This window comes from Erwinia sp. 1181_3 (genome assembly GCF_052824965.1).
In genome coordinates this window covers 724,644-750,939 of sequence record NZ_VTDE01000001.1, presented here as the reverse complement: position 1 = coordinate 750,939, position 26,296 = coordinate 724,644, and the positions used below count along the sequence as shown (strand labels likewise).

Below are 26,296 nucleotides of genomic sequence, written 5' to 3'. Positions count from 1 at the left end.
TCACAGGTGTCTGGATGAAAAATAGGGTGATATTGCTGTGTTTCACAACCTGCCTGGTGGGGCAGAGCGCACAGGCGGCGAAAGACGAACCTGTTGCGGCATTTAACTGGCGCGCAGCACCCACGGAAGAGCAGATCGCCAGCCTGACACTGCGTGACGCTATCCTGCGAGCATTTGCACGTAATCCCAAAATTTCTGAAGCCGCTGCGCAGATCCGCGTCGGTGAGGCCGAACTGGATGCGGCAAAAAGCGCCTGGTATCCCCAGGTGTCGCTGGCAGCCAGCGGTGGGCGATCGCACCAGACCGACTCCTCAGGGAGCCTGAATAACAGTGGCTCGGGTGGCATCACCCTCAGCCAGTTGCTGTATGACTTTGGCCGTACCGGAGGGGCAATCGACGAGCAGCACAAGCTGTCCGATGCCTACCGCTATGCGCTTTATGACACCATGACCACCGTGGCACAGGACACCCTTCAGGCATATCTGGCGGTGAAACGCTACCAGGCGCTGGTGGATGCCGCGCGTCTGAACATCGCGTCTTTGCAGCGCGTCAGGGACATGGCAAAGCTGCGTGCAGATGCCGGGCTAAGTTCTCAGTCTGATGTCCTGCAGGCACAAACCCGCATTGCCGGTATGAACGCCAGCATGGAGCAGTACCGCGCACAGGCGCGATCGGCGCGTGCGCAACTGACCGTGCTGACGGGCGTGACGTCTGAAAACCTGCCAGAACTGCCGCAGGCGTTGCTGAACCAGCAGGTGACACTGGACAAAATCGCCTATGAGAAAAGCGCTGCCGTACGCAGTGCGCAGGCGAAACAAGAGGCGGCGCTGGAGCGTGTGCGCCAGGCCTCGTCCAACCACTGGCCGACCATTAAAGTCCAGGCTGGCCGTACCCGCTATGAAAATGACAGCCGATCCTACTGGGATGACGAACTGCAATTGCAGGTAGAAGCGCCGCTGTATCAGGGCGGGCTGGTGAATGCAAAAACCCGTGCGGCTGAGGGCGATCGTGAAGCGGCTGAGGCCGCCATCCAGCAGTCAAAACTGCAAATCAACCAGAATGCCTCTACGGCCTATGCCGACATGATCGGCGCGCAGCAGCGTAAAGAGGCCGGGGAGCAGCAGTTGAGCAGCGCAGACCATACGCGTGAAGTGTATGCCGATGAATACAAACTGAATAAGCGTAGCCTGAACGATTTGCTGAGTGTGGAGCAGGACGTTTTTCAGGCTGACAGCAGCCGTCTGACGGCGCTGTACGATGGCTGGGATGCCACGGTTCGTTATGCCGCAGCGGTGGATAATCTGCTGGATATTTTAGGCATTGACCGCGAAAAGAACAGTGGACAAACGCTGCCGTCGCTGTGATGCGGCGCACGTAAGACAACCAGATAAGGCCGTTTTTTATGACTAAACAAACCGCAACCACGGAAAACTGGATCGATGCCATGCTGCGTGTGGCCGCCCGCTTCGGTAAACCGGCTGATGGTAAAACACTGCGACAGCAGATGCGCTGGTTTGAGCACCTCACGCCGCCGCAGCAGCTGGAGCGGTTGGCGGGGCTGCTCGGGCTGCATCTCACCATGACGGCGCGTGACAAAATCCGCTGGCGTCAGGAAGTGACGCCCGTGGTGCTGATTATGGAGAGCGGCAGTGTGGTGGTGATTGAAGCCATTGATGGCGAAGGCAATGCCCGCTACTGGCTCAGTGACGGCGGTGACGTGGTGCGTGAAACCGAACTGGCGCTGCTGCTGGCACAAAGTCAGCAGGAGGTGGGGATTATCGGCGTAGCGGCACGCGGGCGTGATGCGCGTATTGATGAGTTCGTCCAGCCGTATAAAAAGCACTGGTTCTGGCAGAACTTCCAGGGGATGGGGCGCAAAATCGGCGAGATTTCCCTGGCCTCGATTGTCGGTAACGTGCTGGCGCTGGCGGGGATTCTGTTCTCCATGCAGATCTATGACCGGGTCATCCCCGCGCAGTCAGAAGCGACGCTGTGGGTGCTGTTTGGCGGCGTACTGATTGCCGCCGTTATCGAATATCTCATCCGTCTGATGCGTACGCAGGTGTCTGACATGATGGGAAAACGCATCGACCTGAAAGTCTCTTCCATGCTGTTTGCGCGTGCAATGAATATCCGTAACGAGGCGCGGCCGAAATCCACCGGATCGTTTATCTCCCAACTGCGTGAAATTGATCAGGTGCGTGAGCTGCTGACCTCCACCACCGTGGGGGCGGCGGCGGATATGCCGTTTGTCATCCTGTTCCTGTTTATTATGGCGTTTATTGGCGGCCCGCTGGTGATCGTGCCGCTGCTGGCGATCCCACTGATCGTCATTCCCGGCCTGCTGATCCAGATTCCTATGGCGAAACTGGCCAAAGAGGGATTACGCGAAGGAGCATTGCGTAACGCCATCCTGGTGGAAACCATTGAAGGTATTGAAGATATTAAATCACTGCAGGCTGAACCCTATTTCCAGCGTCAGTGGGAGCAGACGCACGAAGTGAGCGCCGCGATTGGCATGCAGCAGCGTCTGTGGGGGGCGCGCCTCACGGGCTGGGCGTCGAGCGTGCAGCAACTGACCTACGCCAGCATGCTGGTGTTTGGGGTCTATCTGGTGCTCGACGGTCAGATCACCACCGGTACGCTGGTGGCGAGCAGTATGCTCTCTTCGCGCACCATTGCGCCGCTGATGCAGCTGACGATGGTGTTCTCGCGCTGGCAACATGCGAAAAGTGCGATGAACGGGCTGGATGAATTGCTGAAGAAACCGCTCGACCAGCCGGAAGAGGGAGAAATGGCCCACTGCCCAACGCTGACCGGTCACTACGATCTGCGTGGCGTGCAGTACAGCTACGATGAAGAAAACGTGAAAAACGTGATCACCATTAACCAGCTGCAAATTAAACCCGGCGAACGCATCGCTATCCTGGGACGAGTGGGGGCCGGGAAGTCGACGCTGCTGAAACTGCTGGCCGGGCAGGCGATGGCGACCCAGGGCAAAGTGATCGTCGACGGCGTGGACTTACGCCGCATTGATCCGGTTGACCTGCGGCGACAGCTGGGCTGGCTGTCACAGGATTCTCGTCTGTTCTTCGGCACCCTGCGCCAGAACCTGATGCTGGGCAACCCCCACGCCAGCGAGCAGGATATGTTACAGGCGCTACGCGTCAGCGGTGCACTGAGCCTGGTGCAGCAGGATGCGGCCAGCCTGGACCGCATTATTAATGAGGGCGGACGCGGACTCTCCGGCGGGCAGCGCCAGATGGTGATGCTCAGCCGTATGATCCTGCGCCAGCCGCAGGTGGTGCTGATGGACGAACCCACCGCGTCGATGGATGAACAGCTGGAAGAACATGTGATCAGTCAGATGAAAGGCTGGCTGAGTGGGCGCACCCTGATACTGGTGACGCATCGCCCGGCGCTGCTGAAAATGGTCGATCGCATTATTGTCATGGATAACGGCCGCGTGATTGCTGATGGCCCGAAAGATGACATCCTGAAACGTGCTACCGCGCAGACGGCACAGGCCCAACCGCCGGCGGCCAGTGCAAGAGGAGATGCCGCATGAGCCTTGTATTGATGGATCGCAGTCTGAAACAGAATGAACGGCGCACCTCGGCCATCATCTGGGTCTGTACTGTCGCGCTGGTGCTGTTTTTTGTCTGGGCACATTTCGCCATTCTTGATGAAGTGACGGTGGGAACGGGCAAGGTCACGCCGCTCAGTCGTGCGCAGGTGATTGAAAGTCTGGATGGCGGCATCGTCGACCAGCTCAACGTCCATGAAGGCAATATCGTCGAGAAAGGGCAGGTGCTGGCAAAACTTGACCCGACGCGTTTTCAGTCCAACTTTGGTGAGGCGGCATCACGCGCGCGAACGCTGCGCGGATCGGCCGAACGCTTAACCGCTGAACTGACGGGCGCGCCGCTGAAATTCAGTGCCGAAACGCTGAAAGAGCCGGATCTGGTGGCGCGTGAAACGCAACTTTACCAGTCGCGGCGGCGTAATTTGCAAGAGACCGTCAGCAATCTGGAGCAGTCAAAAAAACTGGTTCAGGATGAGCTGCGCATGACCCAGCCGCTGGTGGCGAAAGGGGCGGCGGGTGAGGTGGAAGTGATCCGCCTGCGCCGTCAGGTCGCTGAGCTTCAGGGGAAAATCGATGAGGCACGTAATGACTACGCGGTACGCGCACGCGAAGAGCAGGTGAAGAACAACGCGGACCTGGATGCACAATTACAGGTGATGACCGGGAAAGAGGATCAACTGACCCGCGCCACTATTTACTCACCGGTACGCGGCATCGTTAAAGATATTCAGGTCACCACCGTGGGCGGCGTGTTGCAACCCGGCGGTAAGCTGATGGAGATTGTCCCCCTTGAGGACCAGCTACTGATCGAAACACGCATTAACCCGCGTGATATCGCCTATATCCGTCCGGGGCTGCCCGCCACGGTCAAAGTGACGGCGTATGATTCGTCAATCTATGGCGATCTGCGCGGTGAAGTGGAGACGGTATCACCCGATACCTTGCAGGATGAGGTCAAACGTGACCAGTACTATTACCGGGTTTATGTGCGTACCGACAAGGCCGAACTGACCAACAAAGCCGGACGAAAATTCCCGATCGTGCCGGGGATGGTCGCGAACGTAGAGATTAAAACCGGCCAGAAATCCGTCATGGATTATCTGATTAAACCGCTGAATAAAGTTAAAGAGTCGATGCGCGAACGCTAGATTTTCGTCGCCAGATAATACCAGGAAAGAATAATTTCTCAGAGGAATAAAATACGTAAAAAAATGCCAGGCACAAAGCCTGGCAATATTAATAGGTGGTGCAACTCATTCGGGGTGAATGAAGATAATAATTCAATAAATGATGATAGCGCGCTAATAATACTGCTTCATGGCAGAATAATTTTATCAATCAGTGCGCATTGTTACATGTAGGTGTAATGCAATGAATTATAAGACGAATCTTATTTTTTGTCTTTAAGTACGCAATTAGTTATCTATTTGTGCTGCGTAAAAGTTCCGCTTTATTTACATTAAGAAATGTGTTTACCCCCTTAAGAAACATTTTATGTGATTTAGTATCATTTTCTTGATGGATTATTACTCTCCCAAGCTTAACATGACACTAAGTGCTTAATTTTTACCTACAGCACGCAGTGGCAATATAAGACTTATAATCGAGAGGGTATTAAAAAATGAAACTTCGCGTTCTTTCTCTGATGGTCCCGGCGTTGCTGGTAGCAGGTTCAGCGGGTGCGGCAGAAATCTATAACAAAGACGGCAACAAACTGGATCTGTTCGGTAAAGTTGATGGTCTGCACTACTTCTCAGACGACTCCGGTTCAGATGGCGACCAGTCTTATCTGCGTTTCGGCTTCAAAGGTGAAACCCAGATTTCCGACCAGCTGACCGGCTACGGTCAGTGGGAATATCAGGCAGCCCTGAACACCGCTGAAGCCCAGGGAACAGCGAACAGCTATACCCGCGTTGGTTTTGCCGGTCTGAAATTCGGTGACGCTGGCTCATTCGATTATGGTCGTAACTACGGCGTGGCATACGACATCGGCGCATGGACCGACGTACTGCCAGAGTTCGGTGGCGATACCTACGGTGCAGATAACTTCATGTTCCAGCGCGGCTCGGGCATGGCGACCTACCGTAACAACAACTTCTTTGGTCTGGTCGAAGGCCTGAACTTCGCCGTACAGTACCAGGGTAAAAATGACAGCGATGCTGAAGTGGCGGGCAACCGTAGCGCTACCGCACAGAACGGCGATGGATATGGCCTTTCTGCCACCTACGACATCGGTGCGGGCTTCAGCGCTGGTGCTGCCATGTTCTCTTCTGACCGCACCAATACCCAGAACAGCAATGCGCTGCTGGGCAACGGTGACAAAGCAGAAGCTTACACCGGAGGTCTGAAATATGACGCGAACAACGTTTACCTGGCAGCCATGTACACCAAATCGTACAACGCGACTCGCTTCGGCAGCACGGATAATCCGGCCGCCTACGGCTTTGCCGATAAAGCAGAAAACTGGGAACTGGTTGCACAGTATCAGTTCGACTTTGGTCTGCGTCCGTCACTGGCTTACGTGACTTCACGCGGAACCGATATTCAGAACTGGGGCACCCAGAACCTGAAACAGTACATCGATGTCGGCGCGACTTACTACTTCAACAAAAACATGTCGACCTATGCGGATTACCAGATCAATCTGCTGGATGACAACAACTTCACCCAGGCTGCCGGTATCAATACCGACAACGTGGTGGCTGTAGGCCTGGTTTACCAGTTCTAATCCTCACCTGATACGGCCATTTTCCTGGCCGCGATAAGCCTGAGGCACAATAAAAAGCCGCCTCTGCGTGATATGACGCAGAGGCGGCTTTTTTGATCATGCCAGGTTCAGGCGGCCATCACGGCCACTTTTTTATCGCTCTCTTCTCCTTCTTCTTTCCCGGCGAAATGCTGCGTACTGCCTTCCAGTCCTGCTCCTCCGAGCGTCAGCAGTGAAAATCTCAACAGACGACGTCGGGCCTGGTTTTCTTTGACCGCATTTTTGTTGCGCATGACCTTTCCTCATTCTGAACAATAAGGGTTATCAAGCAGAAAACGTGCCAGGTTGGGGGAGAGCGGATTGAGGGGCGGTTCAGGTGGCTTGTGATACTGTGCGCGGCTCAGAGAGAGGCATGATGCACCAGGATGGTGCCGGTGAACTCACCCCGGTGCGGCCGGGGGAGTCTGGCATACCGTGTTAGCGGTGACGCGGACGCGGTAACTGTCGGACGTGTGTCTGCTTGTAATGCTTAAAGCCTGCAAAGATAATCAGGGCGATTGAAGCCATGAGAAGCACGTAATAGATCATTATGGCTCTCCTTTAAGAGTGAATGATGGGCGTCACGAGTGCCCTGTACAGCTACCATCCTGGTGAGCAATGGCGGTAAGATCAAGGCATCGAGTCCGAGTTTTCCCTGCGGTAAAGCACGGTTCGGACCAGTTTTTAATCAAGGTTACAGGTTGATATGAAGAGTAAATGGCGGTTTTTTTTAGGTTTGATGGTGGTTTACTTGCTGACGTCCTGTGACAATCCTAAGCCATCAGCGGGATCTGAAGGGATGGTGCTCGAAGGTAAAACAATGGGAACATTCTGGAGGGTGAGCCTGGCGGGCGTCGCGCCTGAGCGTCGTGACGCCCTGCAAAAAGCGATACAGCAGCAGCTGGATAACGATGACCACGAACTTTCCACCTGGAAAAGTGATTCGGTTTTGTCACGTTTTAACCAGTATCGCGGCAGCGCGCCGCAGCCCATCAGTAACAACATGGCCGATATCATCACGCTGTCGTTACGCATCGGGCAGCAGACCTCAGGCGCGATGGATATCACGCTGGGTCCGTTGGTTAACCTGTGGGGGTTTGGGCCGGATAAACAGCCGCTGAAGACGCCGACACAACCTCAGATTGATGCTGCCCGCGCCTTAACCGGGCTGGAACATTTACAGGTGATCAACCGTGCCGGGCAATCCTGGCTGCAGAAAGACCTGCCTGAGCTGTATGTTGATCTCTCGACCGTCGGTGAAGGTTTTGCCACCGACCATCTGGCGCGGCTGATGGAGCAGCAGGGGATTAACCATTATCTGGTGTCGGTGGGCGGCGCGGTGCTGACGCGCGGCAAAAATGCCCAGGGCAATGCGTGGCAGGTGGCGATCCAGAAACCGACCGATCAGGAGAACGCCGTTCAGGCGATTGTCGACCTTCAGGGGCACGGTATCAGCACCTCCGGTAGCTATCGCAACTATTATGAGCTGGAAGGAAAACGCATCTCACACGTGATTGACCCGTCAACGGGTCGCACCATTCAGCATAAGCTGGTCTCTGTCACGGTGATTGCCACCACGGCGCTGGAAGCCGATGGCTGGGACACCGGGCTGATGGTGCTGGGTACCGAGAAGGCCAAAGCACTGGCATTGCGTGATAAGCTGGCGGTCTATCTGATTTTCAAAGAGGGTGATCATTTCAGCCACTGGATGTCGCCACAGTTTGCGGCCTTTATCCCGCCATCCTCTCCACACTGATACGCGAAGGAGTTCCAATGCTCGATCTGTTTGCCGATGATGCCCCGTGGCAAGAACCGCTGATGGACGGCGCGGTGATCCTGCGCCGCCGCGTTCGTGACAGCGCCGCAGAGCTGATGGCACAGGTGAACCAGATTGCTGCGCAGAATCCTTTTGAACATCGCATCACGCCCGGCGGCCATAAGATGTCAGTGGCGATGACCAACTGCGGCGATCTTGGCTGGTCTACGGACTCACGCGGTTACCAGTACAGCGCCCAGGACGACGTCAGCGGCAAGCGCTGGCCCGCGATGCCCGCTTCCTTCCGGGAGCTGGCCGTGACCTGCGCCGCTGAAGCCGGGTTTAGTGGTTTTTCCCCCGATGCCTGTCTGATCAACCGCTACGAACCGGGGGCAAAGCTTACCCTGCATCAGGACAAAGATGAACGCGATCTGCGTCAGCCTATTGTGTCCGTATCGCTGGGGCTGCCAGCGGTCTTTTTATTTGGTGGTTTTGAGCGCGCTGACGCCTGCCAGCGCGTGCTGCTGGAGCAGGGGGATGTGGTGGTCTGGGGCGGGCCATCACGTCTGCGTTACCACGGTATTCTGCCGCTCAAACCCGGCATCCATCCGCTCACCGGGCCTTTTCGCTTCAATCTGACCTTTCGCCGCGCCCGCTAGCCCGCGTGTAAACGTTCCCGAATGAGAATTGTTATTGATCTCGTCTTGCTTCTCATTAAACTGCAAGCTGCTTTTTACCTGCCGGGACGTATTCATGGAGTTGCTTCACGTTGTTTATAAGCAGTATCGCTGGCCGTTTATTCTGGTGATCGTGCTTAGCCTTCTTAGCGCCGCGCTGGGGATTGGACTGATTGCTTTCATTAACCGCGAACTGATCGTCACCCTTAATTCCTCTGTGATGGTGTTACCGCAGTTTCTCGGACTGCTGCTGCTGTTGATGGCGGTTACGCTGGGTTCACAGCTGGCGCTGACCATGCTGGGCCACCATTTCGTCTATCGTCTGCGCGGCGAATTTATCAAACGTATTCTCGACACGCGGGTTGAGCGCATTGAGCAGATTGGTAACGCTCAGCTGCTGGCCAGCCTGACCAGTGATGTGCGCAATATCACCATTGCTTTTGTGCGTCTGCCGGAGCTGATTCAGGGGATCATCCTGACGATCGGCTCTGCGGCCTATCTGGCCTGGCTGTCACCGAAAATGATGGTGGTGACCTCCGTGTGGGTGGCGGTGACGATTATCGGCGGCTGGCTGCTGGTGGCACGCGTTTATCAACATATGGCGGTGCTGCGCGACACGGAAGACCGTCTGTATCACGACTTCCAGATTATTATTGAAGGGCGTAAAGAGCTGGCGCTGAACCGTCAGCGCGCGCAGCAGATCTTTGAAAACGTCTACAGCGAAGATGCAAAGACCTATCGTCACCATATTGTGCGGGCCGATACTTACCATCTGAGCGCGGTGAACTGGTCGAATATCATGATGCTGGGCGCCATCGGGCTGGCATTTTACCTGGCGAACAGCCTTGGCTGGGCCGATACCGCGGTGGCGGCGACCTACTCGCTGACCCTGCTGTTCCTGCGCACGCCGATGCTTTCAGCGGTGGGAGCACTGCCCACGCTGCTGACTGCACAGGTAGCCTTCGACAAGCTGAACACCTTTAATCTGGCGCCTTATGAAGCTGAGTTCCCGCAGCTTCCGGCGGCGAAAAACTGGCAGACGCTGGAACTGCGTAATCTGATGTTCCATTACGGCGATAACGGTTTCCACGTTGGCCCGGTGAACATGACGCTTAAGCGTGGCGAACTGGTGTTCCTGATTGGCGGTAACGGCAGTGGGAAATCCACGCTGGCGATGCTGCTGACCGGGTTATATCAGCCGGTGTCTGGCGACATTCTGCTGGATGGCCAGGTGGTGGAAGCGTCCTCAATGGAGAGCTATCGTCGCCTGTTTTCGGCGGTGTTTACCGATGTGCATCTGTTTGACCGCCTGATTGATGATCAGGGGCAGGCGATTGACCCGGCGCTGGTACAGAACTGGCTGGAACGCCTGAAAATGCAGGATAAAATCAAGCTGGAAGGCAACCGCGTGCTGAACCTGAAGCTGTCGAAGGGGCAGACCAAGCGCCTTGCGCTGCTGCTGGCGACGGCAGAGCAGCGCGATATCCTGTTGCTTGACGAGTGGGCCGCCGATCAGGACCCGCACTTCCGCCGCATCTTCTATCGCGAGCTGTTGCCGTGGTTGCAGTCACTGGGGAAAACGGTGTTTGCCATCAGCCATGATGACCATTATTTCCTGCATGCGGATCGCCTGCTGGAGATGCGTGACGGCACACTGAGTGAATTGACAGGGGATGAACGCGATCAGGCTACGCTGGATGCCGTGAAAAGGACGGATACATTAGTCTAGGGGCGAGGTAAGGTTTTCGTAGGGGCGAGGCACGCCTCGCCCGTGGCAGGTAAAGGTTTTCGTAGGGGCGAGGCACGCCTCGCCCGTGACAGATAAAGGTTTTCGTAGGGGTGAGGCATGCCTCGCCCGTTGCCGATGAGGTCGAGGCGTACCCCGACCCTATGGTGATACTGACTTATCACAGCACCTTCGCCAGAAAACGACGGGTCCTCGGATGCTGCGGCTGGTTCAACACCTGCCCGGCGCTGCCTTGCTCCACAATTTTCCCTTCCACCATAAACACCACATTATCCGCCACCTCGCGGGCGAAACCGATCTCGTGCGTGACCACGACCAGCGTTGTGCCGGAACGCGCCAGCTGCTTAATGGTATCGAGTACCTCGCCGACCAGCTCCGGGTCCAGCGCCGACGTGGGTTCATCAAACAGAATCACCTTCGGATTCAGCGCCAGCGCGCGGGCAATCGCCACTCGCTGTTGCTGCCCGCCAGAAAGATGGCGCGGCCAGGCATCGGCTTTATGGCGCAGACCGACCGTGTCGAGCAGCTGCAAAGCCCGTTCTTCGGCATCGGCGCGTGACAGTTGCTTATGGGCCAGCGGCGCTTCAATAATGTTTTCCAGCACCGTGAGGTGGGGGAACAGATTGAAATTCTGGAACACATAGCCCACGCCGATACGCTGTTTGAGGATCGCTTTTTCCTTCAGCTCATACAGCTTATTGCCTTTACGCTGATAGCCAATATAGTCGCCATCAATACGAATAAAACCTTCATCCACGCGCTCAAGATGATTGATTGCCCGCAGCAGGGTGGACTTTCCCGATCCGGAAGGGCCGAGGATCACCGTAACGGAACCCGGCGGTAGCTCCAGCGACACATCGTCCAGCGCCTTGAAACGGCCATAACTTTTACTCACCCCGGCAATCGAAATATGACCGAGAGTGGCATCGCTGTGCAGATCGATAGCTTCAGACATGATTAGCTCCTGACAGGGGTAACGGCGGCGCGCAGACGCGCAGAGGCGAGGCGGCTAACGGGTTCACGCGTGGCACCCCGGGCCAGCCAGCGTTCCACATAGTGCTGGAACACCGATAACACCGTGGTGATCAGCAGATACCAGACGGCTGCCACCATCAGCAGCGGGATCACCTGCTGCGTGCGGTTGTAAACCATCTGGATGGTGTAAAACAGCTCCGGCATCGCCAGCACATAAACCATCGCGGTGCCTTTGGCGAGGCTGATGATTTCGTTAAAGCCGGTAGGAATAATGGAGCGCAGCGCCTGCGGCAGGATAATGCGCAGCGTGCGGCGCGATGACGGTAAACCAAGAGCGGCTGCGGCTTCAAACTGCCCCTGATCCACGCCTAAAATCCCGCCACGAATAATCTCAGCGGTATAGGCGGCCTGCACCAGCGTCAGCCCAATCACCGCAGTGCTGAACTGCCCGAGCACATCAATGGTTTTATACTCAACCAGCGTCAGCGGGGTAAACGGAATCCCCAGTGAGAGCGTGTCGTAAAGATAGGAGAAGTTGTAGAGAATAATCAGCACCACAATCAGCGGTAGCGAACGGAACAGCCAGATATAACCGAACGCCAGCCCGGAGAGCAGCCAGGAAGGGGAGAGACGTGCCAGCGCAAGGCCCACTCCGAGCAGGATACTCAGCAGGCTGGCGATCAGCGTCAGCAGCAGCGTCTGGCCCAGACCACTGAGGATCGCCGGGGCAAAGAACCACTGAGCGAATACTGACCACTCCCAGCGTGGGTTAAACGCCACGGACTGGATCACCACGGCCAGAATAAACAGCGCGATCACCGCCCCCACCAATCGCAGCGGGTAGCGTGCGGGCACGACGCGCAGGGTTTCACTGGGTTTCATTGGCGGCTCCTGCATCGACATTCTGGTGCAACGGCTTGGTAAAGCGCAGGCGGCCATCATGCGGTGGCAGGCTGTACTCTTCCGGATCACGGCGGGTATCAAACTGCGGCTGATAACCGTGGGACAGATACAGTCGCACGGCCTCCGGCTGACGGAAACCGGTGGTCAGATACACCTGACGATAACCCGCCAGCAGGGCGCGGCGTTCCAGCTCCACCAGCACCTTCAGGGCCAGGCCCTGGCGGCGCAGGTCACTGCGCGTCCAGATGCGTTTCAATTCTGCTGTTTCGGCATCGAGTGCCTTGTAAGCGCCCATCGCAATAATGTCCCCGTCGCGCTCCAGCACCACAAACATCCCCCGGGGCGACAAATACCATTCGGTCAGTTCGACTTCGGCATCGCGTGCAAAGAAGTCACCGTAACGTGCGCTGTACTCACCAAATAACCCGTCGATAATCGGCGCCAGTTCAGGCGCCTCCGGCGACAGCTGGCGGAACTGTTCATGGCTCATGCTGACCTCCGTTAGTCGCCCAGGCCTTCCGGGTTGATTTCAGAATGGTCAAGACGCTCAATGCCTTCGCCCCAGCGGTTCAGCACCTTGTCGTACTCGCCCCCTTTGATCACGCCATTTAGCGCGGCGTTAACGGCAGTCACCAGCCCGTTACCTTTCTTCAGCGTTACGGCGATATGGGCCGCTTTCGGCCAGCCGCCATCCACGCTGCCCACCAGCCTGGTTTTTCCGGTCAGTGCGGCTTTCCATGCACCGATCACGTTCGGGCCGAAGAAGGCATCGGCGCGTCCGGACTGCAGTGCCAGCGTTTGCGCAGCATCATCCTTCACATAGTTAGGCGTGAACGGTTTCAGACCTTTCTTCTGATTTTCGGCATCCCACGCCAGCAGGATCGCTTCCTGGTTGGTGCCGGAGCCGACAATAATGCGCAACCCGGCGATATCTTCGGCTTTGGTCAGTGAGGTGATTTTACTGTCAGACTTCACGTAGAAACCGAGGGAGTCTTTACGGTAGGTGGCGAAATCGAACTTCTCTTTACGCGCTTTGGTCACCGTCACGTTGGTGATGGCGGCGTCATACTTACCGGAACTGACGCCCAGCGGCCAGTCCTCCCATGAGGTCGGTACCACGTTCAGCTCCAGCCCCAGGCTGTCAGCCACCAGGCGGGCGATATCCACTTCACTGCCTTGCAGGGTTTTATTGTCATCGGAGAACAGCGTCAGTGGCGGTGAGTTCAGTGCCGCAACGGCGACGGTAAACTTGCCCGGTACGGCCAGCTTAAGATCTCTCGGCAGCAGTTTGACGGCGTCCGGATTCAGCGGCGCGTGCACCGGCGTGGCATTGGCCTCGACGCTGATCCCGGTCCCGTTAATCTTGACGGTTTCTGCATTTGCTGTGGTGCCAAGCCACAAAGACGCGCTGAGCAGGCCCAGTAATACGGATGATTTTTTCATGATGAATGACTCTTATTATGGTGAAAATGCAGATGAATCGGGCCGTTCTCAGCCCGTTAAGCGATGTCCTTCAGCGCCGCTTCAGCCAGCTGGCTAAAGTATTCTGCGGCGGGATACAGCAGGGCTTCATCCGGGTTAAAACCAGGGTGATGCAGACCAAATTCACTGTTGCTGCCGATGCTGACAAAGGTGCCCGGCGTGTTATGCAGGTAGAAGGCAAAATCTTCGCCCCCCATTTGCAGTTCGGCATGTTGCACTGCGTAACCCTGACGGGCAGCCACCTGTTTGCTGAACTCGGCCCAGTACTCGGTATTAATCAATGCCGGCGGGCCGGCATGCCAGTTGAGGTCGGCACGTGCACCAAAGCCACTGGCGATGCCTGCAATAAGCGTGCGCAGGCGCTGCGGCAGCTCGCTGCGGATCGCCGCGTTATGGGTCCGTACTGTGCCTTCCAGCACCACTTTCTGCGGTAACACATTCCAGGTATTGCCGCCCTCAATGCGTGTGACGCTGACCACCACGGATTCCAGCGGGCTGTAACTGCGGCTGACCAGGGTCTGTAAGGCGCTGACGATCTGGCTGGCGATCACAATCGCATCCACCCCTTCCTGCGGCCGGGCTGCATGGGCACCTTTGCCGTGAATGTCGATGTCAAAACGATCCACGTTGGCGTAGAACGGGCCACCACGCGTCTCAAACGTACCGACCGGCAGTTCCGGGGCGTTATGCATACCGAAAATCGCTGCCACGTCCTGTAAAGCACCCGCTTTGATTAGCGTTTTCGCGCCACCAAAGCGTTCTTCTGCCGGTTGAAACAGCAGGCGAACGCGGCCGGGCAGGCTCTTTTCACGGGCCTTAAGCAGTTTTGCGGCACCCAGAATCACAGAGGTGTGCACATCGTGACCGCAGGCGTGCATCACGCCCTGATGCTGCGAGCGGAATTCGACCGGGACGATCTCTTCAATCGGCAGGGCATCGATATCAGCACGCAGGGCGATCAACGGCTCACCCTGACCGACTTCGGCCACGACGCCTGTCGCCAGATCAAAAGGCAGGAGGGTAATGTCAGCTTCTTTCAGCCAGCCGGTGATGCGTTCCGTGGTGGCAAACTCCTCGTTCGACAGCTCAGGATACTGGTGCAGTTCACGGCGCCAGGCGACGAGCTGCTGTGCAAGAGAGTGGCTCATGGTCAGGCTCCTTATGCGGCAACCAGCTGGTGGGTGGCCAGCAGTTGCAGGGATTTCAGGCGTGGAACACCTGCACTGATCGGGGTATCAATAATGAATTCTTCCACCCCGAAACGCTGATGCAGCGCGTCCAGATGGGCGTGAACCTGTGCGGCGGTGCCTTTCAGTACGGCGGATTCACGTGGTTCAATCCGGTACTGTTTCGCGCCGGACTGGCGAATAAAGGCCTCGGCCTGGGCCAGATTGCCGACCGTGACGCTTTGGCCGTTATCCACATGCACGCGGAAGTGCTGTAAATCCGCCGCCAGCAGATCGGCTTCGGCTTCGCTATCGGCAACAATGGCCTGCACGGCCAGCAGCGCGGATTGTCCTTTGCTGTGTGTGCGGTAAGCCGTCAGGGCGCGGTCCAGTTCCTGCTTGTCGCCATTCAGGTGGGCGGCAAACACGAACTGCCAGTTCAGCTCTGCGGCCAGCTGAGCGCTGGCTTCGCTGGCACCCAGCAGAAAACGAGTTGCCGGGCGCGGTGGTACCGGCGTGGCCAGCAGCTGGTCTTCACCTTCAGGGGCAGGGGAGGCGCTCAGCCACTGATCCAGCGCGCGCAGCTGGCTGGCAAAATCCCCTTTCTCTTCCGCGTTTACACCCTGCTGTAATGCTTTCGTGGACAGCGGCAAACCGCCCGGCGCTTTACCCACGCCCAAATCGACGCGGCCAGGGGCCAGCGAAGCCAGGAGATTGAAGTTTTCCGCGACTTTATACGGGCTGTAGTGCTGCAACATCACGCCACCGGAACCGACGCGGATGTGGCGCGTGTGGGCGAGTATCCAGGCGATCAGCACTTCCGGTGACGGGCTGGCCAGCGCGGCCGTGTTGTGGTGTTCTGCCAGCCAGATGCGGTGATAACCCAGTTCTTCCGCCCGTTGCGCCAGGGTCAGGGTTCGTGCCAGCGCAACCGCCGCGGTTTCGCCTTCAGCCAGGGGGCTTTTATCCAGTAAGCTCAGTCGGTAAGCCATAATGCATCCTTGAACGGTATCAGTTGCTGGCAATTATTGAAGGAGGGTCCGCTGCTGTAAAACAACAAATCTGGCTTATATCAGTCGGGAAATGGGATTAACCCACGTTTGCCGGGAATCGGCAAAGGCTGTGCGAAATGGGTATTTTGTCTGGCGGGGGGAGTCGGGTTTAATAAAGCTTCACTTGAAGCCTGATGCGACAGGCGGTTAACAGAGGAATAAATGATGAAAGGTATCTGGCTGCACTTCACGCGATTTTTTCAGGCACCCTCTGGCATGGCAACATTAGACAGCTGTCGGGTGATTGAGGCAATGATGCCGATGGTTGAGCTGTACGGTGTGGATCTACACGATCTGCCGTCGCTGCAACAGCGTCATCACGATGCATCCCGTTAATCTCTGCGCTGCTGCGGCCCGATAATCCAGGTGATCACCTGATCGGGTTGCAGTATGGCTCTTCCCTCAAAAATTCTCCCGACCACCATCTCCCCGGAAATTGTCTGCGTCAGACGCAGGCTGATGTGCTGTAAGTCGGCACTGCACTGAATCACTTCCGCTGCACTGAAATCCATAAACTGCAACACCCGCGGGTAAAGCGCCTTATACAGACTCTCCTTTAGCGAAAAAGCCACGGTCAGCGCCGTCGTAAAGGGAACTTCACTCAGTTCCAGGCGTGCTTTCTCTGCTGCGGTGATCAGCATAGAGTGCGTCTCATGGGCGACCTGCGCCGTCATAATACGTTCACAGTCAACGCCCAGCAGCCAATCCTGACGACGCGTCAACAGTGCGCAGACCTGCTGGTGGGTGTGCGACAGTGACCCGTTGATACCTTGTGGCCAGATGGGGGCGCGATCGGGGGTATTACGCAGCAAAAACGAGGGAATACCCCAGCTTGTCAGCGCCTGTTGCAGGCAGTAGCGGCTGGCCAGATATTCAGCACGGCGCTTTTTGACTGCCCGCTGTAAGTGTTCAGGCGCAGGGATAGTCAGCGTGGTAAACAGGGATTCCGTGAAATGCGCGGCATCGTAGAGCGCATCCAGCAGATAGATATCGGGATGCTCGGCCAGCGGTTGCAGGGTGCAGTGTGAAATAAAAGGCGGGTAAGACGGGAGGTGCAGTGCAGTCATAGCCGCTAACCTGTTCAAATAAGATGATTTATTTAAACAGGTTAGTGGCTGGATATCAAAATAAAGGCGTTAATCAGTGATTAGGGGGGATCGCGAAACTTTTCAGTGAGACAACGAAGTGATCGTGGCCTTTGGAGATCTTGGCGCCACGATCGCACCACTGGCTGGCAAGACGAAAGAAGTCGTCACTACCGATGTCATAAGCCAGTTCCACTTTACTGATACCTGAATGAAGCAGTTCTTCTGCGTCTTTGAAGTTTTTTGCTTTGATAATGGCCATTTGAGTTATCCCTGTCTGACAGTGCGATGAAAGTCTAGCGACAGCGTATGATATTACTGTGACAGTTTTGTTTCAGTGATGAAGATTGAGAGTTTCGCCACGTTTTTTGACGGAAAAATGCAGAGAATCGACGAAAAAAAGAGCGTAAAAACAGTGTGAAGGCGGTAACCATCTTGCTGACAGTTTTACGAATGGCTCTCAGGCGTCTGTTCATCTGGCGGTGATTTAGTTATCTTCCTGGCGTCAGACTTGAAGCCGAATAATCAGCTATGAATATTTGTGGAGATCCCTCAGCACTACGGGTCAGTGCCTGTCTTGTTTTTCAGGGATGTTGCATAAAGCAAAGGGGCTAACCTTGCGGTTAGCCCCTTAGACTATCGGAGTAATTTGGTCGGCACGGAGAGATTTGAACTCTCGACCCTCGCCACCCCATGACGATGCGCTACCAGGCTGCGCTACGCGCCGACAGAGTCATCTATATTACCCAACTGCATCCTGATTGCAACCCGCTAACGCGTTGACTGCTCTAGATTTATACAGCTAATTTGCGATAAATCGTTTTTCGTCAGTGAGAACCTGTAACAACAATGCCAGCTGCGGCTTGTGATCTTTCAACGGCTGGCCCTGCAAATCCCAGGCAGCATAGCCCCCATTGTTATCCAGCGCCAGCGTCTCCTGCGGGGTGGTGATCAGCAGTTGATGATGGGTGCTGCTGGCAACCCAGTTGTGACGTCGCTGGGCAGCAAACAGATCCTCGCCCTGCGAGTAATCAACCGCTGGCGTGTTGACGTGCAGCAGGCGCTGCATCAGGGTGGTCATTATATCCTGATGATCTGTCAACTTATTGACGGTTTGCGCAGGGGTTTGCGGCCAGTGAACTACCAGAGGTACCTGCAACATTTCACGATTTCCCGGCGTGGTATCGCCTTCCAGCACCACGCCGTGTTGGGCGGTGATCACCACCACGGTGTTCGCCAGTAATCCTTTTTGTTCCAGGGTCGTCAGCACCGTCTGGATCTGCTGGTCTACACTGGCCGCGGCGCGATTGTAGTGACGAGCGCTCTGCTTATCGGCGCTATCACTGCTGTCAGACGTCGACAACGACAGGTAGGAGAACCACGGCGTCCCTTCGTTTTTATGTCCGTCCAGCCAGCGCTGCCACTGACGGGTGGTATCCGCATTCGACTGGCTCTGCGATGTCGGTAAAGAGAAGTCGGTGAGCAGGGCCTGGCGATACAGCGGCGAGTTGAAACCGTCGCTGGCAAACAGACCCAGTTGGTAACCCTGTTGCCCCAACGCCGTGATCAGCGTTGAGGGAATACGCGATGACAGCACGCCATCCATATAGCTTGGTGAGATGCCGTAGAACAGGCCAAATAATCCACTGACTTCCGTAGCGCCTGAGCTGAAATGCTGGCTGAAGCGCACGTTACTTTCGGCAAAACGTGTCAGGTTGGGCAATGATTTCGCCATCGATGCTTCATTCAGCCCATCAACGGTAATCACCAGCAGGTTGTTACGCGTGCCTTTATCACTGAAGGTGATATCGCTGAGCGGATAAGCGACTGACACGGCTTCAGGGTTACCCTGTTGTACCAGGCGGCGTTGATATTCCTGAGCATCCAGCAGGCCGTGCTTCTCAAGGAAGCGTCGCGCGGTCATCGGATAAGAGAGCGGCAGGTTCGAGCGCTGCATAGTGATTGGACGGTAGAAATTGGCATCCGCCCAGATGTACATCAGGTGGCTGGCAAAGAAGGCGCTGATAAACAGCCCGGCCAGGGGTTTACCAAAGCTGCGACGGTTCAGACTGCGCAGTTTCTGCCAGCTCCAGGTGGCAAACAGCATCTCCACCAGGAAGATGACCGGTACGCTGATAAACATCAGTTGCCAGTCACGGGCCATCTCACTTTGGTCGGGGTTGACCACCAGCTCCCAGACGACCGGGTTCAGGTGCAGGTGGAAGCGGGAAAACACCGCGCTATCCACCAGAACCAGCGTCAGCCCGGCAGTCGCGATAATCGCAGAGAGAAAGCGCAGCAGGCGCTGCGACATCACCACAAAGGTCAGTGGAAATATAATCAGCAGATAGGCAGCGAAAACAATAAAGCTGAAATGGCCAATCCAGCTGCTGAATGAGTAGATGCGACCGGCCAGCGAGGCTGGCCAGTCGGAGACAAACAGGTAACGGCTACCCAGAATAAGCGCAAAGATGATGTTAAACAGGGCGAACCAATGCCCCCAGCTAATCATCTGGGACACTTTTTCACGGTAGCGCTGTCGATTTGTTACCATATCGGAATCAGGATCATCTCATCAGTGGGCTTGGTCATCGCGTACCGACGCCTGCAGGGCATCGGCAAACGAACGTGCCATTGCCTGGCGCTGTGCCGGTGACACGCTGGTGTTAAGTAAGTTGGTCACCATATTCCCCAATACCATCAGGGAAAGATCGGTTGGGGTCTGGTTTGATTCCAGAACCTGGACCATTTCTGCGAGGATCTTCTCCACGCGCTCGTTGCTGTAGCGGGATGATTGTGCCATAACGTCAATTTTATACTGAGGTTTAAAGGGCGCTATCTTACCGTAAGAACGTGCTTTTTTCTGCATTTTTATCGTAATGACGCGCGAATGGACTGTGCATCGTTCTGACAGTTGATCGTAAAGTCGCACAGTGATTGAATACGCGCCTGTGCTTAAAGGAGAGTTTACCATGAGTCTGGATATCACCCAGATTGCCCTTCACCAGATGATCAAGCGTGACGAACAGACGCTGGAGCTGGTGCTGCGAGATTCACTGTTACCGTCCAACGCGCCCGTGACGGCAATGATGGAAGAGCTGCATCGCGTTTACAGTGCCAAGAGCAAAGCCTATGGCCTGTTTAATGAAGAGAGCGAACTCGCCGATGCATTACGCAACTGTCGTAAGGGCGAGAATGATTTCCTGGCGTTTAGCCGCGCCGCCAGTGCACGCCTGCGCGATGAGCTGAGCAAGTATCCGTTCGCAGAGGGTGGCGTGGTGTTATTCGGTCACTATCGCTATCTGGCGGTTGAGTATTTGCTGATTGCGGTACTGAACAGCCAGAACAGCATGCGTGTTAACGAAGAGCTGGATATCAGCACGACCCACTATCTGGACATCAATCATGCCGATATCGTGGCTCGCATCGATCTGACCGAGTGGGAAACCAACCCGGAATCGACTCGTTACCTGACCTTCCTGCGTGGGCGGGTGGGGCGTAAAGTGGCTGATTTCTTTATGGACTTCCTCGGTGCCAGCGTGGGCCTGGATACAAAAGCGCAGAACCGTGGCCTGCTACAGGCGGTGGATGACTACTGTGCCGAAGCCAGCCTCGATAAAAATGAGCGGCAAAACTACCGCCAGCAGGTTTCCACTTATTGCAACGAGCAGCTTAAATCCGGTGAAGAGATTGAACTGGAAGGCCTGTCGAATGAGCTGGCCCCGCTGGGAGACAAAACCTTCCAGGCCTTTACTCAGGAACAGGGTTACGAGCTGGAAGAGAGCTTCCCGGCAGACCGCAGTACGCTGCGCCAGTTGACCAAATTTGCCGGCAGCGGCGGCGGGCTGACGATCAACTTTGACGCAATGCTGTTAGGTGAACGTATCTTCTGGGATCCGACCACTGACACGCTGACCATTAAAGGGACACCGCCTAACCTGCGCGACCAGTTGCAGCGCCGTACCAGCGGAAAATAGACGAAAAAAAACGCCGCATTAAGCGGCGTTTTTTTCACATCTAAAACGAACGGGCGATTAAGCGCGAACGAAGTCGATGTGGTGCAGTTTTGGCTTGAACGGGTGACGCTGAACAGCCTGCACTTTTACTTTAGTTTCTTTGCCATCAACAACCAGGGTCAGAACTTCGTCGTAGAAACCAGGCTTCGCCTGCAGGTTCATAACAGAGTCGTGGTCCAGTTCGATAGCAACAGCTGCTTCATTTCCGCCATAGATGATGGCTGGGAATTTGTTAGCTAAACGCAGGCGGCGGCTCGCACCCTTGCCCTGCTCTTTACGAGCTTCAACATTAATAGTGAACATTTTTAAGTCTCTTCAAGTTTTATTCCTGCTACAGGCGACCCAGCAACAGGTGGATTGTTCAGCTTTTATCCGGCAAAGCCAGTTAAAAGCGGGCGGAATTATACCCGGGTTTGCCTTTTCAGGCAATGTATTAAGTCGGAAAGCAGAGCAGGAGCGGCAATCCGTCTGTTTTAACGTAATTCGTTGGCCCGGCGGAAACGTCCCTGGTAATCAAACACTTTCTCGCGCACTTGCCAGTAATGGCGCTGTTTACGCGCGACGACGAAATCGGGATGACGCAGCAGCGGCTGAAGCGCAATGATATCGGCAGCGCTCTTCCAGCCCAGCGGTACGCCGGGTGCACGTTGATGCGGGCGCAGAAATAGCTGCTCAAAGGCGGTGCGCTGCGCCGGGGTTTTTAAACGAAAGCGCTCGCTGACTTCGGTCGCTTCTTCATCGAAGTAACGCACCTTCAGCCATTCGCCCTGGTCGTCGCTCCCGCTCTCCAGCACCATCGCCGCACAGCGCAGCACCAGCGCATCTTTCAGTTTCAGTGCGGCTTTCAGCATATCGTCAGGGTCAACAAGGATTGCATCACACTCCCGGCAGCGGCGTGCGGCAATATCATTTTCAGCATGACAGTGTGGGCAGTTTTTAAAGCGAAAACGGTAATCACACTGTTCACGCAGCCCGTCATCATCCTCCAGCACGCCCTGGCAGCGACGGCCAAAATGTTCGATAAGGGTGCCATCCTGAGTGGTTTTACCCCAGAAGGTATTGGCAAAACCACAGCCAGGGCAGAAAACCTGCACCGGCTGATTATCACTTTTACCCTTGGGCGCACCGACTTCCGGGGTAAAAATATCGTGGGGGTTACCGGCATAGTCGAGGATCAGACAGTCTGTTTTACCAGGGCTGAGCCGCAGCCCGCGTCCGACAATTTGTTGATACAGGCTGACTGACTCGGTGGGGCGCAGAATAGCGATAAGATCAACATGCGGGGCATCAAACCCTGTCGTCAGCACCGACACATTGACCATATACCGCAGTTCACGTGCTTTAAATGCGGCGATCAGCGCGTCACGCTCGGCAGCCGGCGTGCCCGCGCTGATCAGCGCTTTACTGCCCGGCAGCAATCCGAGCACTTCACGCGCATGGTCGACCGTGGCGGCGAAAATCATCACACCTTCCCGCTGTTGGGCAAATTCAACAATCTGCTGGATAATGTGCGGCGTAATACGCTGCTGCTGTTTCAGTTCACGGTTGAGATCCTCCTCGCTGAACAGGCCGTTTTCTTGCGCCTGTAAACGACTGAAATCATACTGCACCACGGGCATATCCAGCCGCTCAGGCGGCACCAGAAAGCCGTGTTTGATCATATAGCGCAGCGGTAGCTCATAGATGCAGTCGCGAAAGAAGGCGCGTTCGTCGCCTCTGACCATGCCGTGATAATGGAACTGATAAATCCAGCCTTTGCCCAGGCGATACGGCGTGGCCGTCAGGCCCAGCAGCCGGAGCTGCGGATTATGCTGGCGCAGCTGATTGATAATTTGCTGGTACTGGCTGTCGTCGGCATCGCTGATGCGGTGGCATTCGTCGATAATCAGCAGCGAAAATTCGGCACTGAACTGCGCCAGATTTCGTGCTACTGACTGCACGCTACCAAACACCACCTTGGCATGGCTCTCTTTACGTTGCAGCCCGGCGGCAAAGATATCGGCCTCCAGCCCATATGCCTGATATTTACTGTGGTTCTGCGCCACCAGCTCTTTCACGTGGGCCAGCACCAGCACGCGCCCGCGTGCGACACGTGCCAGTTCTGCAATCACCAGGCTTTTACCGGCTCCGGTAGGCAGTACAATGACCGCAGGTTGCGACGTGTGGCGGAAATAGCGGATGGTGGCATCCACGGCTTCCTGCTGATAGGGACGTAGGGTGAACGACATGAAGACCTGTAAAGCAGCAATAAAGGGACATTATGCCATGAAAGCGCCATAAGAATACGATCCCCTCTGTGCCTCAGCCCCTTCTGCCGCTATACTCCCTGTTCCATTCCGGATGAGCGTTCTGCGCCACATCACAAGACGATTATCGTCAGTTTCCACTCCAAACTAATTACAGGCAGTGCAGAGTTAATGCGACTTGATAAATTTATATCCCAGCAACTGGAAGTCAGCCGTGTCATCGCCGGGCGTGAGATTCGTGCAAAGAAAGTGACCGTAGACGGTGACGTTGTACGCGATAGTGCATTTAAACTGAGCCCGGACAGCGCGGTTGAATATGATGGCAATCCGCTGCAACAGCAGCATGGCCCGCGCTACTTTATGCTGAATAAGCCGGTCGGTTATGTCTGTTCCACTGAGGATCCCGATCACCCGACGGTGCTGTTCTTCCTTGAAGAACCTTCCGCCTGGAAGCTGCATGCCGCCGGGCGTCTGGATATTGATACTACCGGTCTGGTGCTGATGACCGATGATGGTCAGTGGTCCCACCGCATCACGTCTCCGCGCCATCACTGTGAAAAAACCTATCTGGTGACGCTGGAATCTCCGCTCAGTGACGATACCGCACAGCAGTTTGCTGACGGCGTTCAGCTGCACAATGAGAAGACGCTGACCAAACCTGCTACGCTGGAAGTGATTGATCCGCATCAGGTACGTCTGACCATCAGCGAAGGGCGCTATCACCAGGTAAAACGTATGTTTGCCGCGGTGGGGAACCACGTCGTGGGGCTGCATCGTGAACGTATTGGTGCGATTGCGCTCGATACAGAGATGGAACCCGGTGAGTATCGTCCTTTAACCGCAGAAGAAATTGCCAGCGTCGGACTGACGCGTTAGTGAATTTTTGTCCAGCAGAGGGGCAGGTGAGTGGCAAAAGATAAGAATTCCTCCATGGGACTGGTGGTGATCCTCGGGCTGCTGGCGATGCTTATGCCGCTGTCGATCGATATGTATCTTCCTGCCTTACCGCAGATTGCCCGCGAATTCGCGGTGTCAGCGGGCAGCGTACAGATGACGCTGAACGCGTATATTCTCGGTTTTGCCCTGGGTCAGCTGGTCTACGGGCCGCTGGCTGACAGCTTTGGCCGCAAACCGGTGATTGCGGCAGGAACGCTGATTTTTGCTATTGCGGCTGCCGCCTGTGCTCTGGCGCAGACTATCGATCAGTTGATCACACTGCGTTTTCTGCACGGCCTGTCGGCGGCGGCGGGCAGCGTGGTGATCAGTGCACTGATGCGTGACAGCTACTCGAAAGAGGAGTTTTCCCGCATGATGTCCTTTGTCATGCTGGTCACCACCATTGCACCCCTGCTGGCACCGATTGTTGGGGGCTGGATGCTGCTGATCTGGAGCTGGCATGCCATTTTCTGGACCATCTCGGCGGCAGCGGTGGTCACCACGCTGCTGGTGGTGACCCAAATCAAAGAGACGTTGCCGAAGGACAAACGGCAACCGTTCAGCCTGCGTACCACGTTGCGTAACTTCCTCTCTCTGTTTCGTCACAAGCGGGTGTTCAGCTATATGCTGGCCAGTGGATTCTCGTTCGCCGGGTTGTTCTCATTTCTGAACGTCGGGCCGTTTGTCTATATCGAGCTGAACCATATTTCGCCGCAGGATTTTGGTTATTATTTTGCGCTGAACGTGGTGTTTCTGTTCCTGATGACGCTGCTAAACAGCCGTTGCGTGCGCCGCTTTGGTCCGCTGGTGATGTTCCGTTTTGGGCTGTTAATCCAGTTCTCGATGGGCGTCTGGCTGGTGGTGGTGAGTGCGCTGAATCTTGGTTTTATACCACTGGTGTTCGGCGTGGCGATGTTTATCGGCTGCGTGGCAATGGTCTCGTCTAATGCGATGGCGGTGATTCTGGAAGAATTTCCGCATATGGCAGGAACCGCCTCCTCGCTGGCGGGTACGCTACGCTTCGGCGTGGGCGCGCTGGCAGGCGCACTGCTCTCCACGATTACGTTCACCAGCGCGTGGCCCATGGTCAGCGCCATCTTTATCTGCGCCACCACGTCCATCTTGTTGTTTATCTACGCTTCGCGACCGCGCAAATCTGTCCCTGCGGGCTGACGAGTCGTGTAGGGCCGATCATGTGTTGCGATCGGCCCGTGCGAAAAATGTCTCCCGGCGTAATGACAACCCTCTCTCACCCCACTGGCTCCCCAAATCTCGCCTCCCGGCCTAAAAACCCTGCTCAGGATGTTGATTTTTTGTAAAAAAATTTCCATAAAAAAGTAACAACATTGCAGCGAAAACGGTTGTTATCACCCGGCGAACGCGGTAAATATAACGAATAAATGAGAGACATCTCTCAAAAATGGGGCCGGATACGTGATTTTTCATGTCAGCCGATGCTCTGACACAGGGTAAATAGTTCCAGTAATTAACAGGTTAATCTGTTAGCGAGAATTGATGATTTACCTTGTGAATTATTTGTGAAAATATTGTTTAAAAATCGCTCTGGGGAGCTCTGGTGAATACGTTACAACATTCAGTGGTACATCGACTGCCGCAACGCTATCACTGGTGTGCCGGCCCGGTCGGACAGGTCATTGAAGCACAGACCCTTAACGGTCTGAACGGCGATGACGATCTTATCGGGTTGCGCCTGCTGAGCCATAGCGGCGAGTCGGCATGGGAAACCATGCAGAAGATTGAGTCGGCGCTCGCGGAAATTCAGTTGGTATGTTCGGTGGTCGAGTGGGAAGGGGAACCTTGTCTCTTTGTTCATCGTGATGATGAATGCGCAGCAACCTGCCGACTGAAAAGTTTCGGCGTGGGTATTGCCGAACCTTTTCTTAGCGACCGCAGTGCCTGATC

At 55.6% G+C, this 26,296-nt stretch carries 24 protein-coding genes, 1 tRNA gene and 1 pseudogene; 12 read left to right on the top strand and 14 right to left on the bottom strand.

The features are described 5' to 3' along the window. Nucleotides 1–14 precede the first annotated feature (14 nt). The 4 genes from FY046_RS03445 to ompC all read left to right on the top strand — a co-directional run bounded on the left by FY046_RS03445 (nucleotide 15) and on the right by ompC (nucleotide 6,314). A complete protein-coding gene (locus FY046_RS03445; protein WP_200642972.1) occupies nucleotides 15–1,364 on the top strand; it encodes a TolC family outer membrane protein in 1,350 nt (449 codons plus the stop codon). Between the two features lie 38 nt (nucleotides 1,365–1,402). After that, complete coding sequence (locus FY046_RS03440; protein ID WP_446185755.1) at nucleotides 1,403–3,568, top strand: type I secretion system permease/ATPase; 2,166 nt, start codon at nucleotides 1,403–1,405, stop codon at nucleotides 3,566–3,568. Next, a complete protein-coding gene (locus FY046_RS03435) occupies nucleotides 3,565–4,734 on the top strand; it encodes an HlyD family efflux transporter periplasmic adaptor subunit (RefSeq protein ID WP_133841431.1) in 1,170 nt (389 codons plus the stop codon). Before FY046_RS03440 ends, FY046_RS03435 begins: the two co-directional genes overlap by 4 nt. 473 nt (nucleotides 4,735–5,207) lie before the next feature. Beyond that, on the top strand, nucleotides 5,208–6,314 hold the full coding sequence (gene ompC, locus FY046_RS03430) for a porin OmpC (protein ID WP_133841432.1): 1,107 nt from the start codon (nucleotides 5,208–5,210) through the stop codon (nucleotides 6,312–6,314). 107 nt (nucleotides 6,315–6,421) lie between these two features. On the opposite strand, the gene FY046_RS03425 is transcribed toward ompC, so the two are convergent. Beyond that, entirely contained in the window at nucleotides 6,422–6,586 is a 165-nt protein-coding gene (locus FY046_RS03425) for a hypothetical protein (protein WP_159336293.1), read from the bottom strand. A 452-nt stretch (nucleotides 6,587–7,038) separates the two neighbouring features. On the opposite strand from FY046_RS03425, the gene apbE reads away from it, so the two are divergent. The 3 genes from apbE to FY046_RS03410 all read left to right on the top strand — a co-directional run bounded on the left by apbE (nucleotide 7,039) and on the right by FY046_RS03410 (nucleotide 10,494). Next, nucleotides 7,039–8,088: an FAD:protein FMN transferase ApbE gene (gene apbE, locus FY046_RS03420; RefSeq protein WP_446185754.1), complete on the top strand. Its 1,050-nt coding sequence runs from the start codon at nucleotides 7,039–7,041 to the stop codon at nucleotides 8,086–8,088. Nucleotides 8,089–8,105: 17 nt separating this feature from the next. Further along, nucleotides 8,106–8,747: a DNA oxidative demethylase AlkB gene (alkB, locus tag FY046_RS03415; protein ID WP_133841434.1), complete on the top strand. Its 642-nt coding sequence runs from the start codon at nucleotides 8,106–8,108 to the stop codon at nucleotides 8,745–8,747. Nucleotides 8,748–8,841: 94 nt separating this feature from the next. Continuing rightward, on the top strand, nucleotides 8,842–10,494 hold the full coding sequence (locus FY046_RS03410; protein ID WP_133841435.1) for a multidrug ABC transporter permease/ATP-binding protein: 1,653 nt from the start codon (nucleotides 8,842–8,844) through the stop codon (nucleotides 10,492–10,494). A gap of 178 nt (nucleotides 10,495–10,672) precedes the next feature. Here FY046_RS03410 and FY046_RS03405 read toward each other — a convergent pair whose 3' ends face one another. The 6 genes and pseudogenes from FY046_RS03405 to FY046_RS03380 all read right to left on the bottom strand — a co-directional run bounded on the left by FY046_RS03405 (nucleotide 10,673) and on the right by FY046_RS03380 (nucleotide 16,030). Continuing rightward, nucleotides 10,673–11,467: an amino acid ABC transporter ATP-binding protein gene (locus tag FY046_RS03405; RefSeq protein WP_133841436.1), complete on the bottom strand. Its 795-nt coding sequence runs from the start codon at nucleotides 11,465–11,467 to the stop codon at nucleotides 10,673–10,675. 2 nt (nucleotides 11,468–11,469) lie between these two features. Continuing rightward, the gene (locus FY046_RS03400; RefSeq protein ID WP_133841437.1) at nucleotides 11,470–12,369 is read right to left on the bottom strand and encodes an amino acid ABC transporter permease; all 900 of its coding nucleotides are present in this window, start codon (nucleotides 12,367–12,369) and stop codon (nucleotides 11,470–11,472) included. Then, nucleotides 12,356–12,880 carry a GNAT family N-acetyltransferase gene (locus FY046_RS03395; RefSeq protein WP_171149107.1) on the bottom strand — a complete coding sequence of 175 codons (525 nt, stop codon included), beginning with the start codon at nucleotides 12,878–12,880 and terminating at the stop codon, nucleotides 12,356–12,358. The genes FY046_RS03400 and FY046_RS03395 overlap by 14 nt, the downstream gene beginning before the upstream one ends. Nucleotides 12,881–12,891: 11 nt before the next feature. Then, nucleotides 12,892–13,845, bottom strand: a pseudogene (locus FY046_RS03390) (ABC transporter substrate-binding protein); the annotation flags it as partial. Nucleotides 13,846–13,889: 44 nt separating this feature from the next. After that, nucleotides 13,890–15,020, bottom strand: a complete 1,131-nt coding sequence (locus FY046_RS03385) for a M20 peptidase aminoacylase family protein (RefSeq protein WP_159336297.1) — start codon at nucleotides 15,018–15,020, stop codon at nucleotides 13,890–13,892. 11 nt (nucleotides 15,021–15,031) lie between these two features. After that, the gene (locus tag FY046_RS03380) at nucleotides 15,032–16,030 is read right to left on the bottom strand and encodes an LLM class flavin-dependent oxidoreductase (RefSeq protein ID WP_159336298.1); all 999 of its coding nucleotides are present in this window, start codon (nucleotides 16,028–16,030) and stop codon (nucleotides 15,032–15,034) included. A 222-nt stretch (nucleotides 16,031–16,252) separates the two neighbouring features. Between FY046_RS03380 and FY046_RS03375 the strand changes: the two genes are divergently transcribed. Then, entirely contained in the window at nucleotides 16,253–16,426 is a 174-nt protein-coding gene (locus FY046_RS03375; RefSeq protein WP_159336299.1) for a hypothetical protein, read from the top strand. Here the strand turns inward: FY046_RS03375 and FY046_RS03370 are convergent. From FY046_RS03370 to FY046_RS03350, 5 genes are all read right to left on the bottom strand, one after another. Next, nucleotides 16,423–17,157 (bottom strand): 4'-phosphopantetheinyl transferase family protein, encoded by a 735-nt coding sequence (locus tag FY046_RS03370; RefSeq protein ID WP_212813071.1) that lies wholly within the window; start codon nucleotides 17,155–17,157, stop codon nucleotides 16,423–16,425. The genes FY046_RS03375 and FY046_RS03370 overlap by 4 nt on opposite strands. A gap of 73 nt (nucleotides 17,158–17,230) precedes the next feature. Then, entirely contained in the window at nucleotides 17,231–17,437 is a 207-nt protein-coding gene (locus tag FY046_RS03365; RefSeq protein ID WP_133841443.1) for a hypothetical protein, read from the bottom strand. Between the two features lie 388 nt (nucleotides 17,438–17,825). After that, a tRNA-Pro gene (locus tag FY046_RS03360) sits at nucleotides 17,826–17,902 on the bottom strand. Nucleotides 17,903–17,977: 75 nt separating this feature from the next. After that, entirely contained in the window at nucleotides 17,978–19,729 is a 1,752-nt protein-coding gene (gene yejM / locus FY046_RS03355; RefSeq protein ID WP_446185753.1) for an LPS biosynthesis-modulating metalloenzyme YejM, read from the bottom strand. 21 nt (nucleotides 19,730–19,750) lie between these two features. Continuing rightward, complete coding sequence (locus FY046_RS03350; protein WP_133841446.1) at nucleotides 19,751–19,978, bottom strand: YejL family protein; 228 nt, start codon at nucleotides 19,976–19,978, stop codon at nucleotides 19,751–19,753. Nucleotides 19,979–20,147: 169 nt separating this feature from the next. Between FY046_RS03350 and yejK the strand changes: the two genes are divergently transcribed. Next, nucleotides 20,148–21,152: a nucleoid-associated protein YejK gene (gene yejK / locus FY046_RS03345; RefSeq protein ID WP_133841447.1), complete on the top strand. Its 1,005-nt coding sequence runs from the start codon at nucleotides 20,148–20,150 to the stop codon at nucleotides 21,150–21,152. A gap of 57 nt (nucleotides 21,153–21,209) precedes the next feature. On the opposite strand, the gene rplY is transcribed toward yejK, so the two are convergent. Then, complete coding sequence (gene rplY, locus FY046_RS03340) at nucleotides 21,210–21,494, bottom strand: 50S ribosomal protein L25 (RefSeq protein WP_133841448.1); 285 nt, start codon at nucleotides 21,492–21,494, stop codon at nucleotides 21,210–21,212. A gap of 170 nt (nucleotides 21,495–21,664) precedes the next feature. Continuing rightward, nucleotides 21,665–23,419, bottom strand: coding sequence for a DEAD/DEAH box helicase (locus FY046_RS03335; RefSeq protein ID WP_446185752.1), 1,755 nt, complete (start codon nucleotides 23,417–23,419; stop codon nucleotides 21,665–21,667). A gap of 189 nt (nucleotides 23,420–23,608) precedes the next feature. On the opposite strand from FY046_RS03335, the gene rsuA reads away from it, so the two are divergent. The 3 genes from rsuA (at nucleotide 23,609) to FY046_RS03320 (ending at nucleotide 26,294) form a co-directional block, all read left to right on the top strand. Continuing rightward, nucleotides 23,609–24,313 (top strand): 16S rRNA pseudouridine(516) synthase RsuA, encoded by a 705-nt coding sequence (gene rsuA / locus FY046_RS03330; protein ID WP_133841450.1) that lies wholly within the window; start codon nucleotides 23,609–23,611, stop codon nucleotides 24,311–24,313. 30 nt (nucleotides 24,314–24,343) lie between these two features. Continuing rightward, nucleotides 24,344–25,546, top strand: coding sequence for a Bcr/CflA family multidrug efflux MFS transporter (locus FY046_RS03325; RefSeq protein WP_133841451.1), 1,203 nt, complete (start codon nucleotides 24,344–24,346; stop codon nucleotides 25,544–25,546). 403 nt (nucleotides 25,547–25,949) lie between these two features. Beyond that, nucleotides 25,950–26,294, top strand: coding sequence for a YejG family protein (locus FY046_RS03320; RefSeq protein WP_374760141.1), 345 nt, complete (start codon nucleotides 25,950–25,952; stop codon nucleotides 26,292–26,294). Nucleotides 26,295–26,296: the final 2 nt, after the last annotated feature.